Source organism: Pseudomonas sp. R1-7 (assembly GCF_051132105.1).
GTDB lineage: Bacteria > Pseudomonadota > Gammaproteobacteria > Pseudomonadales > Pseudomonadaceae > Aquipseudomonas.
The window spans coordinates 4,324,480-4,338,231 of sequence record NZ_CP071661.1; the positions used below are offsets into that span (position 1 = coordinate 4,324,480).

Here is a 13,752-nt window from a genome sequence, read left to right on the forward strand (position 1 = left end):
GGACCCGCTCATGTCGCGCTGGTTAACACGCACCGCCATGTTCATCGCCCTGCTGCTGACACTCACCGCTTGCAGCCGTATCGGATTGGCCTACCGCAACCTCGACCTGATCATCCCCTGGACCCTCAACGATTACCTGGAGATCAACGGTCAACAAAAAGACTGGTTCGACGATCGCCTCAAGGAACACTTGAGTTGGCATTGCACCACGCAATTGCCCGGCTACCTGGACTGGCTCGATCGCCTGAAGACCATGGTGCAAACCAACACCGTGACCGACGAAGCCCTGCAGCAACGCACCCACGAAGCCAAGGCCGCCATCGCCGAAACCGCCCGAGCAATCACCCCGTCGGCCATCGAACTGCTGCAGCGCCTCAGCGACGAACAGGTCGACGACATGGACGCCGCGTTCGTCAAGGACCAGCGCAAGCGCCAGCGCGAATACCTCAAGCCGACCTTGCAACAGCAGATCAAGGAACGTGCCGAGCGCATGGAAAAACGCCTCAATGACTGGATCGGCCCACTCAGCGATGCCCAGCGTCAAAGAGTAATGACGTGGTCCTCCGCCCTTGGCGATCAAAACCAACAATGGATCGCCAACCGCGCCCACTGGCAAAACCAATTCAGCGAAGCCGTCGCCCAGCGCCACAGCCCGGACTTTCCGAAACGCATCGAGCAACTGCTGGTCAACCGCGAGAGCCTGTGGACGCCCGCTTATCGCGAGGCCTACAACAAAACCGAAGCCCAGGCCCGCAGCCTACTGGTGGACCTGATGGCCGACAGCACCCCGGCGCAGCGTGAACGGTTGTTGCAGAAGATTGATGGGGTGAAGAAGGATTTCAGCGATCTGAAATGCTTGAAGGCAGCACGCTCATAAACCACTGAGATCCATGTGGGAGATCCAATGTGGGAGCGAGCTTGCTCGCGATAGCGGCCTGACATTCAACAGGTGTTTTGCCTGTTTAATCGCTATCGCGAGCAAGCTCGCTCCCACAGGGTTCAGTGCCAGCCTGTCAGGCAATCTGCGCCTTCGAAGCCAAATCATCAAACGTAAACTCATCCAGCGCATCTTCCTGTTCATCCAGCACCTGACGCGGATGATCATTGCCCGGAATGCTGCTGTCGATCAGGCTCAACAACCGCGAGCCGCGTGGTGTCAGCACAAAATTCTCGCCATTGCCGCCCTCTTCCTCCGGCCGAGGCTCGATATACCCACGCTCCAGCAGTAACTTTTCGTACTCTCCGGCGACCGCTTTCAGATGATCGAGGTTCTCGATTTCCTCGCCCTGAGCCGCCTTCTCCGCCGCGTGCTGCTCCGCGTAGGGCCGAGGGGTAAAACTGTGGCCGGCGCCGTTCTGCACTTCGTGCAGCAACCGTTCGATCAAGTCCCAGTTATAAGTCGTCATCCTGGTCCATCCTCTAAAGAGTGAGATGCCTACCTGATTTGTGACCGAGGCGGTGCCGCGCCGTTCAGCCGGATTTACGATCGGCCCCTTCCCTAAGCCGACCAACGGCTTGTCGAATCCGACGCCGATCAAACGACTAGGCATTGCAACCGTCGGAAAATCAATCTCAGGAGAAGCCCCATGAACATCGAGCATCCTCCAGTCGTCTCGCGTGAAGAATGGCTCGCCGCCCGCCGCCAACACTTGGCCCACGAAAAAGCCTTCACCCGCGAACGAGACAAACTCAGCGCCGAACGCCGCGCCCTGCCCTGGGTAAAAATAGAAAAACCCTACCGCTTCCAAGGCCCCCACGGCGAACTCAGCCTGGCCGACCTGTTCGGCGGTCGCAGCCAACTGATCATCTACCACTTCATGTTCGGCCCCGGCTGGACCGAAGGCTGCCAAGGCTGCTCCTTCCTGTCCGACCACATCGACGGCGCCAACCAACACCTGGCCCACCACGACGTCGCCGTCGTCGCCGTCTCCGCGCGCCCTGCGCCGAATTCCAACCCTTCAAACGCCGCATGGGCTGGGCCTTCGACTGGGTCTCGTCGCAAGGCTGCGACTTCAACTACGACTTCGGCGTCAGCTTCAAAACCGAAGACACCGTCGCCGGAAAAGCCACCTACAACTACGAAAAAACCGACACCACCGAAGGCGAACTCCCAGGCCTGAGCGTCTTCTATCGCAACGAAGCCGGCGACATCTTCCACACCTACTCCACCTACGCCCGCGGCCTCGACATCCTCGTCGGCACCTACAACTACCTCGACCTCACGCCCAAGGGCCGCAATGAAGACGAGATCATGGATTGGGTGCGGCATCATGATAAGTATGAAGAGGCCAGGCCGCGTGGTTGCTGCCACAGTTGATACGTCAGCCCGTCCAGTCGAGCGACGTGGCGAGGGAGCTTGCTCCCGCTCGACTGCGTAGCGGTCGCTTGCTTTAAGCCGACAAATGCCAGGCCAAACGTCCTACATAAAGCTCGGAAAGCGGTGTCTTGTGGCTCCGGAGTGGACCAGCCTATAGTCCCTCGTCGTCCAAAAGACGACCGGGTTTGGCGACCCGAATCAACAGAGAGGCTCATTAACTTACGAGGCTCTTGCTATGACCAGATTCATGCCCATCACTGGCGTCGACTGCACGCCCGCCACCCTGCTCATCGACACCGAAGCCCCACTCGACGTCCTCTTCGAAACCGCCGATTACCGCATTTGCACCGTGACCCAGCTGTTGGAAAACATCGCGTTCCGTTCGGATATCAGTTCCGATACGGTGGTGCTTTCTGATTTTTGCAAACTGCTAACGATATCGCTGCGCGATGGGTGTGATGTGTTGGATGTGATTGGGAGACGGTTGCGGGCGCAAGCTGCTGAGTAACGAAAACGGGCGATCTTTGGGTCGCCCGTTTTCACATGTGCGGAAAGCTAAAGAAAACCAGCGACACAGATAACGTAGTCTGTCCCCCGGTTCTGCTCAGCTCCATCTGTGCTCTCATTTAAGGTTTGTATTGTCTGGTCCTGAAACGGCTGTAAACCTATTTCAGGACTAGACATCCTTTTAAGAACAAGCCAACACTTAACGACCTACAAAATTAGACGGAATCGCTGCTTGCTTAAATAAATAAACCTTCTCAACAGGGCAATCGGGATAGATCCATTTGGCCCAGTTCTTAATCAGCCATTCCCTTGAAATCTCTCGGGTATCTGAAAAACGACTTTCAAGAGGTAGGCGCACCACCAAAAGCCCCGCCTTATTACCGGACGCAACGGCAATAGAATGCCCGTACTGGTCGTCCGGAATATCAACGACCATGAAATCTACGATCTCCTCATACGGCCATTTAGCAGGGAGTCGGAATATCTGCCCACGAGTTATCGCTGGAGCCAGACTATCGACTAGTTTGATACCTTCCATTATTTAACCCTCAAATCATGCCCACCAGATGTGTCCTTTGAATTAGGAACAGCAACCAAATCAAAATAATACTCGCCAATGTGTTGTCCTGTTTTGCCGTGCACCTGCTCCAACCTGCCATGCTGCGTATCCAAAGCATAAAGGAAGCCGTCTCCGTTCGTATACACGTCCCGATCGTTTATTCTCGTTAGGCGATTATCTTTCTTCCAACCTAATGCCTGAGCCAACTCCCTACCCCTGCTTTTTACAACAGCGACCCTTTCATCATAGGGAAGATTAACTAGGCTCTTCTCAAAATCTGCAGCAGACTGCCCCCAAGGCAGACTGTAAAGAATACCCGGGGACGGAATATCAACAGAGGGATTGGTATAACTGGTGCCTTCCCCCTCAACAATCGGACTACCATCTGTACTGCCTGGCAAAGGAGGTACATCAACTCCATCCCCGATGCTTACCGGATGAAGTACGTCAGTATCTTCTGCCGGGTAGTCTAGTATCCCGTATTTTGGATCAAGCAACTCAATTGGAAAGGTAGTACCAAATACCAAAAGCCACAACTCCGCCGATAAAGACAGTTGCTGCTGCCCCTTGTAACCAGCCTCATCCAAAGAAGCTACAACCGAGTTCACCGCTGCCCGCAAGTTTTCTTGCTTTTGTGGCGAGCCCTCAGTTGACAGCAACGCCGCGCCCAACGTAGCAATGGCGCCGCCGGCCAGCAGCGGTATTGGTAATAAACTCGTAGAAAAAAGGGGACGGATTTATTTTCCGTATTGTCCCCTTTTTCTATAGTTTTTGCTTTTGCACCTACTCAGGAATGATTTGCAACTCACTCCATAGTGGTTTCAGCCCTAGGCTTTCCATATAAGTCCCATAGTCGACAAAGGCCTTAACCCCAATGTCTTCGTATAAAAGCCATGAGGCTTCGCACTCTTGACATACGAACAAGCAAGTGTCGTCAGCTATAATTCTAGCCTTGACAATATCTCCCTGCTCACACCTTGGACACAACATATAGAACCTCTCTATTTAACAGGATAGGCGGTAATGACCTGATTGGTCCCAGGCCGAACAAAAAAAAAGGGGACAAAAAAAGGGGACGGATTTATTTTCCCGTCTTCCTCCTTGGCCGCCCCTGACCTCGTTGTTCTACCCGGATACCAATAATCCGCTCTACCTCATCAACGAAGCGCCCTGTCCCCGTCAACTGACCGCGCTGCAATGCATCACGGATCAAACGGACCTGCTCTGTTGGTATGGCCTCGCGCACGAAAGCATCATACTTGCGACGCCGCTCCATCGCCGTAGCGCCTAACGCAACGAAGCAGGGATCGACATCCAGCCATCCGCTGTCAGGACAATCACCTGCCCGGCTTCGGTAGCTCGACCAACGGTAGTCTGCTATGTCAGCCACCATCTGAGCGCGTACAGGATTCAATTCTATGTAACGGCAACAGGCAAGGAGATAAGCATCTGACTGCACGACACTGGATTTGTAACGGCTTTCCCATAGCGTACCGGAGCGTCCTTCCAGCCGATTGCGGTAACGCGTGGCACGCGCCGCTAAAGCTTTCATCATCTGCCCCAACCCAGTGATCGACTCACCCGGAGCGAGTAACAGGTGGACGTGATTGGTCATCAGACAATAGGCGTAGACTCTAACCCCAAACGCATCCTTGAGCTCGCGCAGATCCGCTAGATAGCGTTGATAATCCTCGGGAACCGCAAAAACCACCTGACGGTTATGACCGCGTTGCACAATATGGTGTGGGTAATTCGGCAAAATAATACGTCCCATCCTGGGCATATCTGACCTCTCCTCCGTGGAAGCTTTCAGCGTAGCAAAGGCTCAGAAAATAAATCTGTCCCCTTTTTTTATTAGTTGACGCAAGATCATCTACCTTTTCAGCAGCGCCACCAGTAGCTTTTGCACCGAAAAACCAATCTTATTTTTTTGACTTACTGATTACATAGTGATCAAGATATTCTTTCAGCGGCTTGGCGGTCCCTAAAACATGAAGCTCTCCAGTTTCCTTATCAATCAGGAATGGTCCATTTCCAGCCAGTTGAGCCGACAGGTTCCCTGTCTCCAAATACTCTTTAGATTGATAGCAAAAAAACCATCCCTCAGAGAACTTGCCCTCATGCGTTAGCTGCAAAGGAATCTCAGAGTCTTTCAAATATTCCTTAGCTTTTTCCAAAGCGTATTCGTAGGTAATCATTAGTTAGTTCTCAGTAACTGCAATGTCTTAAAATTACTCATATTTGCCGGCTTTCCAGTCTGCCCATCGAGATAACGAATAGCCCCATTCTGATTAACCACGTTGAAGACATGGCCTGGCTGGCCTGGACCATAGGAGCCAAACACAATCCCACGTGCGCCGTCCCCACCACCAATCATGTGCTGGGTGATGGTTTCGGGTGAAGATACTCCGCTAAACTTAGATCCATATTGCTTCTCCAGCACTGTCAACGGAACACCCTTGGTGGAGTTTATCGGCAATGCAGATGCTGGATTACCTGCCAGTGTTGCATCAGTAGCAATTGAACAATTAACGCAGTTATGAGTTCGCCCAGCGTCTGGATAACCTGGATTGACGTTCCTTATTGAACCGGCAGTTTCGTCCGCAACCCCTGCCGCTTTTGCACCCCCAACTTCCCCCAAGCCTTTCGTCACGATAGCAGAGCTTCCCCCACCTATCGCCTCGCTCGCAACTCCTTTTCCAAAAACAGATCCTAAGACCTTACCAACCCACGCCATGGGCAAAGGCACGAGCGACCCGATTGCCAAGGCATCTTTTGCTGCCCTCGCGTCTCCTGCGCTGATCCAGCGCTGGGTTTCTGGATCCGTCAGGTCAATGCTGCCCCCGTTCGCAACACACGAAGCGTCACCACAAGGTAGGAAGCGCGGGTTAAACGCCTCTCCATCTACAAGAACAGGCGAGCGGAAACCGCCCTCAGCATCAAGCACTCGACCCGAGAGACGATCACGAACCTCATCACTAATATTGGGGGTTTTGCTCCAGTCCTGATCAGGAGCAACGGGGAAAGCCGCCCAAGTGTAGTTGCTGGTTGACGCTCGGATATAGGCTACGAGATCCAGATCGAGCTTTGCTGGTTGCTGGACGTATTGGCCGTTACCCAAGTCCACCCATTTTGCCGAAGGATCGTAAATGCCGTCCTGAGTGACAACCATGTCAGAGGCAGCATGAATGTCAGTGCCGTCTACAGAAGAAAGACGCAACTGTTCTTCGATTTGTTCAACGGTGTACTTTCCACCACTGCGCGCGGCCAGTTGCTCGGCGAGTTCGTGATCTGCTTTGTGCAACTGTCTGTTGTATTGCGAAGCATTCTTTGCAATCCACGCCGCCTTCTCCAGTGTGCTTGCATCGACGTTTTGTTGCGCCGTGGCGGCCAAGACCCCAACGATCTGAGAACTCATCGTCAAGAGGTTTTCATCGCCCCTGACCAGATTGTCCAAGACGCCGATAAGCGCCTCATTCGCTCCTGCGGCCAAAGCACCAGTCTTGAAGTCCCCGCCAGTCACTTTGGCCAGTAAACCGCCCACCATTGCATGTACAGCGATTTTTTGAAGAGAGCCGTCGTCAACCACTCCTTTCGTGTAATCACCTACCGCATTGAAACTGGCTGCCGCCAAGGTGTTGAATAAGGCCGCTTTCAACGCGCCACTTGCACTACCCCCTTGCCCGAGAGCCTTGCCCAGCAGCGCTGATGTTTCGCCTTGCAGAATTTGATTTCCGGCAAACCGACCAACCCCTTCCAGGCTGCTCAGGTCGACGGTAACTTTCCCCGTTATCGGATTAGTCGTTGTTTTCAGAATGCCGTCAAAGACACCTGCCGTTAAACCAGCCGTCACCCCTGAAATGGCATAGCCTTTAAGCGCATCCGAAGACGTCACATCCTTGAATACCGCCCCAAGATTCCCTCCATTGTTGATAAAACTAGTCGTCGCATTCGTTGCAGCACCAGTAGCCACCGCCGCAAGACCTGCGGCTCCGATGGTCCCCATACTGGCGAAAGCGCTCAGTGCCGCAGGACCGACAAAGGCCGCCATCACAATCGCAATGATCAACTGCGAAGCTGGGCCAAGTCCCGAGTTCTGGTACTTGAACGACTCGTGGATTTCCTTGACCAAGTGCCAATCCACGTCGCCTCGCGCTTCAGCCTCTTTCAGCCAGGCCAATTTCGGGTCGGCCTGGACCATTGCATCAATGGCTTGGCTAACCGTTTGCTGATCGACGTGCTTGATATCAATCTTCAGCCCTTCAACCGCCTTGATGGTGATACTTCCTGCCGCCACCATCTGCGTCTGACGCAACGTTTCATCGGTATTGCCTTTCCCCTTCGACGATGTCCAAAAAGCATCACCATCACTTTTCAGATGGCTCTCGTCATGCAAATCCTTCAAAGCTTCGAAAGTAATCGAACCACCACTGTCGAGTGCTATATCCCCACCACTCTCCAGCCTCGCCACCTGATACCGCTGATCCCCACCGCTGACCAACGTCAAATCGCCGCCTGTAGTGACCTGGCTCCCAACGTTCCGCACATCAGTCACTTCATCCCGCTGAGTCTTCTTGCTTCCCCAACCGCCCTTTTCCTTCATGTCGTACAGCGTGTAATCCAAGTTCTGCGCCGCCAGCAGGTTCAGCCGGCTCCCGGCGTACACATAGGCTTCATCCCCCGCGCTGACCTTGCTCGCCACCAGCGTGGTATCGCCCCCGGAATAGCTTTCTACATTGCCTCCTGCACTAAACTCAGCCGCTTTCTGAACGGTATGGTTGTCCTCTTTCCGGATGCGTTTCTTGCCGTCCTTGATCCGCGTTTCAACGTTGTGTTCGTCACCGGCCGAGGCCAGGGTCAGGTCGCCGTCGGCGACGGCGGTGAGGTCTCCTTCGGCCTTGGCCGTGCTGGCGATGACGTTGATGTCACGGCCGGCTTCAAGGACCAGGTTGGCGCCGCTGGTGACGCTCGCGGCGAGGTTTTCTACCGTGGTGGTGATGGTGCTGCGATGGCCGCCATGGGCGGAATTATGAATTTCGCTTTCGTTGCGCGTGGCCAGCAGGTTGAGGTCGCGACCGGCGCTCAGGCGGGCGTCGTTGCCGCTACTGATGGCCGATGAGTTGGTCAGGTCGCGACCGGATTGGATCGTCAACGTGTCGCGGGCGCTGATGTTGCCGCCAGCGTCCACCAAGAAAAAAGCAGAAAAAAGGGGACAGATTTATTTTCCCATCAGCTTTTGCCCCTACACAATCAATCAGGGCCTGACCACTCCCCGTCATGACAGGCTCAGAAAATGAATCTGTCCCCTTTTTTTCGTTTTTTATTAAGAAAATAAATCTGTCCCCTTTTTTTTTCTGCAAGTCAATGGGGAATATTCGTTCCGTCGATTCCTACGACGAGCTCGCTTAAGCATTCCACCACCGAAGCGCTGCGCGACGGGTGCGATGTAATTGGGCGCCGATTGCGGGCGAAAGCTGCGGAAAAGATGGGAAATGAGCAATCTTGGATCGCCCATTCGATTCAGCTGCTAAGGCAAACTTGCGACAGGAATACGTCCCTGTGGCTGGGTAACGTCGTAGACATGCTGCTCACAACGAGCACCCACAAACTGAAACTCCACCAGATAAACCTTGCTTCGCTCCGGTGTAAAAGTACTTCTGAGTGGACCACAGCGGTACCCAGTCCCGATGCTCTCGCCGCTGGCGTAGCCCGACACCTCAAACGGCTGATCAGGGTCAGCTTGTACTTCCAACTGCGGGAAGTGTTTCAAGGTAACGCTGTGGACCGTTTCGTTAACCTTGGCAATCCAGCCAAACACCTTGCCCCGACCGGTATCCACTACGGTTCCCTGCACATCCAAACGCTGATCAGGATCCGCCGCACGCCTGATGGAAAACTCCACTGGATAAGTAGCCCCGGACGCTTTCATGATGACCTTGGCGTGCTGCGCATCGACGGTCACTTTGTTTTGCTGGAACTGGATGTCCTTGTTGAGCAGTGTGGGGGAGGAATCTCTGACGTTGGATTTACAGCCTGGCAAGGTCAGGATCAGGGTTAAGACCATCAGTGAAAATTTACTCATAACTGCTCCATGCGCATAGTCTCGAAAAAACATCCTACCCCCAGTTAAAATCAGGAGAAATACTACATTCAATCCCAACATTAACTAGAGCATTCCGAACCCGTAAAACTTCCTCTGCCTGGCCGACAAACACAAGAAAACGACCGCTCTGAAGTTCTTTCCTAGCCACTAAAAAATTACAACCCGCGACATCAGAAACAATTTTTATGTGCGCTACATTTTTATAATCGCCAACGCAGCTAACTCTATATTCAATCTCGTCGAGCTTAATATCCGCTATATGCGTCGTAACCACCGACCAACCGCAGTCATAGCACTTCAACCCTTGAGCGCTAGCCTCTTTAAAGAGCTTTAGCTTCCCTCCGCACCGCTCACAGGTTATGCAATCTGATTCACTCATTCGGCCCACCAGGATTAAATATTTTAAATGTTCCTTGATTTGATAAATCGGGAAGATTAAACAACGGCGAACTCGGATTCGACGAAGATCTAGGAGCTACCACAACCTTGCCATTACCGTAAGCCCATACCAAATTGGTTGGCGCCTTCACTGGAACTCCCATTTTGTTTGCCAGATTTTGCGCAAACCCAGTGTCACATGCCCCAGTATCACACGACAACAAACGGATCGGCTGTCCATTATAGCTGGGGTTATTCTCGATAAGCCGAGACACGACGCGTTGGTCAGCCATTACCGTACCATTAGGTGTAACTATTTCGATTTTCTGTTTACTACCGTGAGCTATTACATCAAAAAAACCATCTGCATCCACGTCAGACCTCTTGGATGCATTCTTAAAAAACAGGTCCGTATCACCCATGAAATTGGCAAAGAAAAGGGGACAGATTTATTTTCCGATCGGCTTTTGCCTCCCACGGGATCAACCAGGTCCGGATCGCTCCGCATCATCACAGGCTCAGAAAATAAATCTGTCCCCTTTTCTGCACTTTTCTGCAGGAAATACCGGCGCAAGAGTGCGCCGGATCTCAGCCAAAGCAAAACACCTGATGATTAAGACTCTGGCAAAACCGAAAGTACTGCTTTAAAAATATGAGTTCCATCATCAACAGCTGACGATGCTTCATATATTGCTTCGGTCGCTGTCATAAGCGAATTATCTCCACCAGCTAAGGACAGCGCCGATACAGCACGAGCTTGGCTAAACAACCGAAGACCTTCTAGATTTAAGTTTTGCCCTCCATCCAGGCTGTCTTGCAAGTCAAAATACTTCTCATCTAACTGTGCAGCTAAAGCATCTAGCCCAGAAACCTGATCAGTTGTGAGTCTATTACCAGACAGTAGCTCCATAAGAGACTCGACAACAATAGGTACTTCTACTGGACAAGCCTGAAAAGCAAGTTCGCAAGCCACTCTTACAGCAGCTCTTCGTTGCTCCTCACTGACCAACTTAAGCTTTTCTACAAGTCCTTTCTCAACCATTTCTAAACGCATAATCATTGTTTAGCCTTTGGCAGTGGTTTTAATGGCGTTGACACATTGGCCCCTGTCGGCTCAATTACATTCTGACATGATGCACAGACAGGACGCGTCGCACCGATATCAACAACTTTCAATCCGTTAGCGTTGGCATAGCTGACAATATCCGCTTCTGCGTGGCCAGTTCCAACAACTGCTTTCTCGCCTTCTTGCAAACTCACTCCAGGACGAAGATAACCACGAAAATAAAGGGGACAGATTTATTTTCCGATGAGCTTTTGCCCCTACACAATCAATCAGGGCTTGATCACTCCCCGTCATGACAGGCTTAGAAAATAAATCTGTCGCCTTTTTCTCGCATAAGAACGCCGGTTTGTTAGATGTGTTTGCTCGCACGAACATCATCAATCAAATCGGCGTTCTTGTTTCTGTGTTTCCCGGGATTCCGTGAAGAACCTTTTTTTTGGACTAGACAGGCTCAGAAAATAAATCTGTCCCCTTTTTTCTCGTTTTTCCAAACCGCTCCGCGTCGCCCCCCTTTCTTTACCGCTAACTTACACCAAACAAAGCGAGCCTAAGTACACGTTGCTTATCCGCTGTTAAATCATCATGGAAACACTTTTCAGACGCAACCACCTTTACAGTGCTCCCACACTCGAAAATACTAACCCCTCCTCTCCTCAGGGATGTCAGACTTTCCAGCTTATCCCTTCCCGTCCGCTCCCAGAATTGGTCACCTAACCACATAAAACTTCCGATCGCCGCCATATACCCTTGCTTCAACAAGACGCGACCGGGATTTACTGATGTATCTATTTCCATTTGATTTAAGGGCGCAGGCAATCCATTCGATTTTAGGGGGAGGTTTGCAAATGATCTACCAGCATATTCGTACTCCAAAGGATCTGTCGCATTTTGCCAAAATTCGTATTCAACATCAGCAAGCCATGCCTGGATAAAACCTTCAACACCGAGAAAAGGACTTACAGCCTGATCCCAATCAAAACAATGAAATTTTCGCACTTCTTCAACCACCAAAAAACACTGACCCAAGGCAGGCAGCGTTCCAAATCGAAACTCGAAGTTATTTGATACAACACCACTAGGCCAAGATTTTTTTTCCTGGATTTTTTTCTCAAGTGTTGCGACATCAACCTCAACACCCTGCAGCGAAAATACAGGGGGAAAACCGAAATCATTCAAAATGCGAACAACCAGATTCAATGCCTGCAAGCCATTTATCGAGCCAGCACAAAAAACAAGCTTTAATCGCTCAAGCCTCTCAGACCTCATTTGAACTCCTTTATTATTACCTTAACGTTGTACTCTCGACCAAAATCGATGAGCAAAAAAGGGGACAGATTTATTTTCCCGTCTTCCCCCTTGGCCGCCCCTGACCTCGTTGTTCTATCCGGATACCAATAATCCGCTCTACCTCATCAACGAAGCGCCCTGTCCCCGTCAACTGACCGCGCTGCAATGCATCACGGATCAAACGGACCTGCTCTGTTGGTATGGCCTCGCGCACGAAAGCATCATACTTGCGACGCCGCTCCATCGCCGTAGCGCCTAACGCAACGAAGCAGGGATCGACATCCAGCCATCCGCTGTCAGGACAATCACCTGCCCGGCTTCGGTAGCTCGACCAACGGTAGTCTGCTATGTCAGCCACCATCTGAGCGCGTACAGGATTCAATTCTATGTAACGGCAACAGGCAAGGAGATAAGCATCTGACTGCACGACACTGGATTTGTAACGGCTTTCCCATAGCGTACCGGAGCGTCCTTCCAGCCGATTGCGGTAACGCGTGGCACGCGCCGCTAAAGCTTTCATCATCTGCCCCAACCCAGTGATCGACTCACCCGGAGCGAGTAACAGGTGGACGTGATTGGTCATCAGACAATAAGCGTAGACCCTAACCCCAAACGCATCCTTGAGCTCGCGCAGATCCGCTAGATAGCGTTGATAATCCTCGGGAACCGCAAAAACCACCTGACGGTTATGACCGCGTTGCACAATATGGTGTGGGTAATTCGGCAAAATAATACGTCCCATCCTGGGCATATCTGACCTCTCCTCCGTGGAAGCTTTCAGCGTAGCAAAGGCTCAGAAAATAAATCTGTCCCCTTTTTTTATAGCAAAGGCTCAGAAAATAAATCTGTCCCCTTTTTTTAGAAAATAAATCTGTCCCCTTTTTTTTGTCCCCTTATCTTTAAGCCTTACCCCATGCTGATGAAAACACGTCGATCAGCCAGCGCCGAGGTCAGGAAGAATGGAAATCCGAAGAAGGTTAAGTAAGTGCCATTCAAATCTGCCCCCTTTTCTCTCTATAAATAATCCAACCAGTCATCCGACTCCACCCCCCCAACGGCGTCAAGAAAATATGTATACCTAGCCTTATATTTTTCAATCGTATGATCATCAATGTCTATAGCTACGAAGCCCCCTCCCCTTTCCTCGACAAATAACTCAAAGGGCTTAATTTTTTTTGACAACCCCTCTATTAAAGCCCCTGAAATTTTTGACCTATGAAATATATAGCTTTTCCCTCCAGCCAAAGGAAGAATTTTGTCCACTACCGAAAATATTATTTCAGGATTGGACACTTCAATTTTTTCACCAACTTCGTAATCATCTGAGTACGACTCCGGTATGAGAAACAGCCTGTAGTCGATGATAACCAGCCATCCTTCCAGATCAACAACCCCTTCGATATTCATTATTATTTACCCATCCCTCAGGGACAGACCAAGTTTTCTATCTGAGAAACGCACAGATAACGTGGTCTGTCCCTGGTTCTGCTCTCGGGCTGTGTCCTTGCTTGATCGGTGTGTGTTCGCAACTATCA

15 protein-coding genes and 2 pseudogenes are annotated in these 13,752 nt (G+C 51.5%); 3 read left to right on the forward strand and 14 right to left on the reverse strand.

Going from position 1 to position 13,752, the window contains the following annotated elements; genetic code table 11:
- The first annotated feature begins 10 nt into the window (after nucleotides 1-10).
- Entirely contained in the window at nucleotides 11-877 is an 867-nt protein-coding gene (locus J3P79_RS19225; RefSeq protein ID WP_434605092.1) for a DUF6279 family lipoprotein, read from the forward strand.
- 136 nt (nucleotides 878-1,013) lie between these two features.
- Here the strand turns inward: J3P79_RS19225 and J3P79_RS19230 are convergent, their stop codons facing one another.
- Nucleotides 1,014-1,406: a hypothetical protein gene (locus tag J3P79_RS19230; protein WP_030141150.1), complete on the reverse strand. Its 393-nt coding sequence runs from the start codon at nucleotides 1,404-1,406 to the stop codon at nucleotides 1,014-1,016.
- A 180-nt stretch (nucleotides 1,407-1,586) separates the two neighbouring features.
- Here J3P79_RS19230 and J3P79_RS19235 point away from each other — a divergent pair.
- Together J3P79_RS19235 and J3P79_RS19240 are read left to right on the forward strand one after the other, a co-directional pair.
- Nucleotides 1,587-2,317 (forward strand): annotated as a pseudogene (locus tag J3P79_RS19235) (DUF899 domain-containing protein).
- A 235-nt stretch (nucleotides 2,318-2,552) separates the two neighbouring features.
- Complete coding sequence (locus tag J3P79_RS19240) at nucleotides 2,553-2,825, forward strand: hypothetical protein (RefSeq protein WP_434605094.1); 273 nt, start codon at nucleotides 2,553-2,555, stop codon at nucleotides 2,823-2,825.
- A gap of 198 nt (nucleotides 2,826-3,023) precedes the next feature.
- Here J3P79_RS19240 and imm45 read toward each other — a convergent pair whose 3' ends face one another.
- From imm45 to J3P79_RS19305, 13 genes and pseudogenes are all read right to left on the reverse strand, one after another.
- Nucleotides 3,024-3,362, reverse strand: a complete 339-nt coding sequence (gene imm45 / locus J3P79_RS19245) for an Imm45 family immunity protein (protein ID WP_434605096.1) — start codon at nucleotides 3,360-3,362, stop codon at nucleotides 3,024-3,026.
- Nucleotides 3,362-4,042 (reverse strand): hypothetical protein, encoded by a 681-nt coding sequence (locus tag J3P79_RS19250; protein ID WP_434605098.1) that lies wholly within the window; start codon nucleotides 4,040-4,042, stop codon nucleotides 3,362-3,364. The genes imm45 and J3P79_RS19250 overlap by 1 nt, the downstream gene beginning before the upstream one ends.
- A 422-nt stretch (nucleotides 4,043-4,464) precedes the next feature.
- Nucleotides 4,465-5,166, reverse strand: coding sequence for a transposase (locus J3P79_RS19255; protein WP_434605100.1), 702 nt, complete (start codon nucleotides 5,164-5,166; stop codon nucleotides 4,465-4,467).
- A 139-nt stretch (nucleotides 5,167-5,305) separates the two neighbouring features.
- Nucleotides 5,306-5,581, reverse strand: a complete 276-nt coding sequence (locus tag J3P79_RS19260) for a YrhB domain-containing protein (protein ID WP_434605102.1) — start codon at nucleotides 5,579-5,581, stop codon at nucleotides 5,306-5,308.
- Nucleotides 5,581-8,568: pseudogene (locus J3P79_RS19265) on the reverse strand (DUF637 domain-containing protein); the annotation flags it as partial. The pseudogene J3P79_RS19265 and the gene J3P79_RS19260, both read right to left, overlap by 1 nt.
- Before the next feature lie 342 nt (nucleotides 8,569-8,910).
- Nucleotides 8,911-9,465, reverse strand: a complete 555-nt coding sequence (locus J3P79_RS19270) for a hypothetical protein (protein ID WP_434605105.1) — start codon at nucleotides 9,463-9,465, stop codon at nucleotides 8,911-8,913.
- 34 nt (nucleotides 9,466-9,499) lie between these two features.
- Nucleotides 9,500-9,865: a hypothetical protein gene (locus J3P79_RS19275; protein ID WP_434605106.1), complete on the reverse strand. Its 366-nt coding sequence runs from the start codon at nucleotides 9,863-9,865 to the stop codon at nucleotides 9,500-9,502.
- Nucleotides 9,858-10,238 carry a hypothetical protein gene (locus J3P79_RS19280; protein WP_434605108.1) on the reverse strand — a complete coding sequence of 127 codons (381 nt, stop codon included), beginning with the start codon at nucleotides 10,236-10,238 and terminating at the stop codon, nucleotides 9,858-9,860. The genes J3P79_RS19275 and J3P79_RS19280 overlap by 8 nt, the downstream gene beginning before the upstream one ends.
- A 239-nt stretch (nucleotides 10,239-10,477) precedes the next feature.
- Nucleotides 10,478-10,924 (reverse strand): hypothetical protein, encoded by a 447-nt coding sequence (locus J3P79_RS19285; protein ID WP_434605110.1) that lies wholly within the window; start codon nucleotides 10,922-10,924, stop codon nucleotides 10,478-10,480.
- Nucleotides 10,921-11,118 (reverse strand): hypothetical protein, encoded by a 198-nt coding sequence (locus J3P79_RS19290; RefSeq protein WP_434605112.1) that lies wholly within the window; start codon nucleotides 11,116-11,118, stop codon nucleotides 10,921-10,923. Before J3P79_RS19290 ends, J3P79_RS19285 begins: the two co-directional genes overlap by 4 nt.
- A gap of 334 nt (nucleotides 11,119-11,452) precedes the next feature.
- The gene (locus J3P79_RS19295; protein WP_434605114.1) at nucleotides 11,453-12,196 is read right to left on the reverse strand and encodes a hypothetical protein; all 744 of its coding nucleotides are present in this window, start codon (nucleotides 12,194-12,196) and stop codon (nucleotides 11,453-11,455) included.
- A 70-nt stretch (nucleotides 12,197-12,266) separates the two neighbouring features.
- Nucleotides 12,267-12,968 (reverse strand): transposase, encoded by a 702-nt coding sequence (locus tag J3P79_RS19300; protein WP_434605117.1) that lies wholly within the window; start codon nucleotides 12,966-12,968, stop codon nucleotides 12,267-12,269.
- 263 nt (nucleotides 12,969-13,231) lie between these two features.
- The gene (locus J3P79_RS19305) at nucleotides 13,232-13,624 is read right to left on the reverse strand and encodes a hypothetical protein (RefSeq protein ID WP_434605120.1); all 393 of its coding nucleotides are present in this window, start codon (nucleotides 13,622-13,624) and stop codon (nucleotides 13,232-13,234) included.
- Between the last annotated feature and the right edge of the window lie 128 nt (nucleotides 13,625-13,752).

What these genes read in the sequence shown, in the direction of transcription:
- J3P79_RS19225 (WP_434605092.1), top strand. Translation starts at nt 11, where the DNA reads ATGTCGCGCTGGTTAACACGCACCGCCATGTTCATCGCCCTGCTGCTG.
- J3P79_RS19230 (WP_030141150.1), bottom strand. Translation starts at nt 1,406, where the DNA reads ATGACGACTTATAACTGGGACTTGATCGAACGGTTGCTGCACGAAGTG.
- J3P79_RS19240 (WP_434605094.1), top strand. Translation starts at nt 2,553, where the DNA reads ATGACCAGATTCATGCCCATCACTGGCGTCGACTGCACGCCCGCCACC.
- imm45 (WP_434605096.1), bottom strand. Translation starts at nt 3,362, where the DNA reads ATGGAAGGTATCAAACTAGTCGATAGTCTGGCTCCAGCGATAACTCGT.
- J3P79_RS19255 (WP_434605100.1), bottom strand. Translation starts at nt 5,166, where the DNA reads ATGCCCAGGATGGGACGTATTATTTTGCCGAATTACCCACACCATATT.
- J3P79_RS19260 (WP_434605102.1), bottom strand. Translation starts at nt 5,581, where the DNA reads ATGATTACCTACGAATACGCTTTGGAAAAAGCTAAGGAATATTTGAAA.
- J3P79_RS19270 (WP_434605105.1), bottom strand. Translation starts at nt 9,465, where the DNA reads ATGAGTAAATTTTCACTGATGGTCTTAACCCTGATCCTGACCTTGCCA.
- J3P79_RS19275 (WP_434605106.1), bottom strand. Translation starts at nt 9,865, where the DNA reads ATGAGTGAATCAGATTGCATAACCTGTGAGCGGTGCGGAGGGAAGCTA.
- J3P79_RS19285 (WP_434605110.1), bottom strand. Translation starts at nt 10,924, where the DNA reads ATGATTATGCGTTTAGAAATGGTTGAGAAAGGACTTGTAGAAAAGCTT.
- J3P79_RS19295 (WP_434605114.1), bottom strand. Translation starts at nt 12,196, where the DNA reads ATGAGGTCTGAGAGGCTTGAGCGATTAAAGCTTGTTTTTTGTGCTGGC.
- J3P79_RS19300 (WP_434605117.1), bottom strand. Translation starts at nt 12,968, where the DNA reads ATGCCCAGGATGGGACGTATTATTTTGCCGAATTACCCACACCATATT.
- J3P79_RS19305 (WP_434605120.1), bottom strand. Translation starts at nt 13,624, where the DNA reads ATGAATATCGAAGGGGTTGTTGATCTGGAAGGATGGCTGGTTATCATC.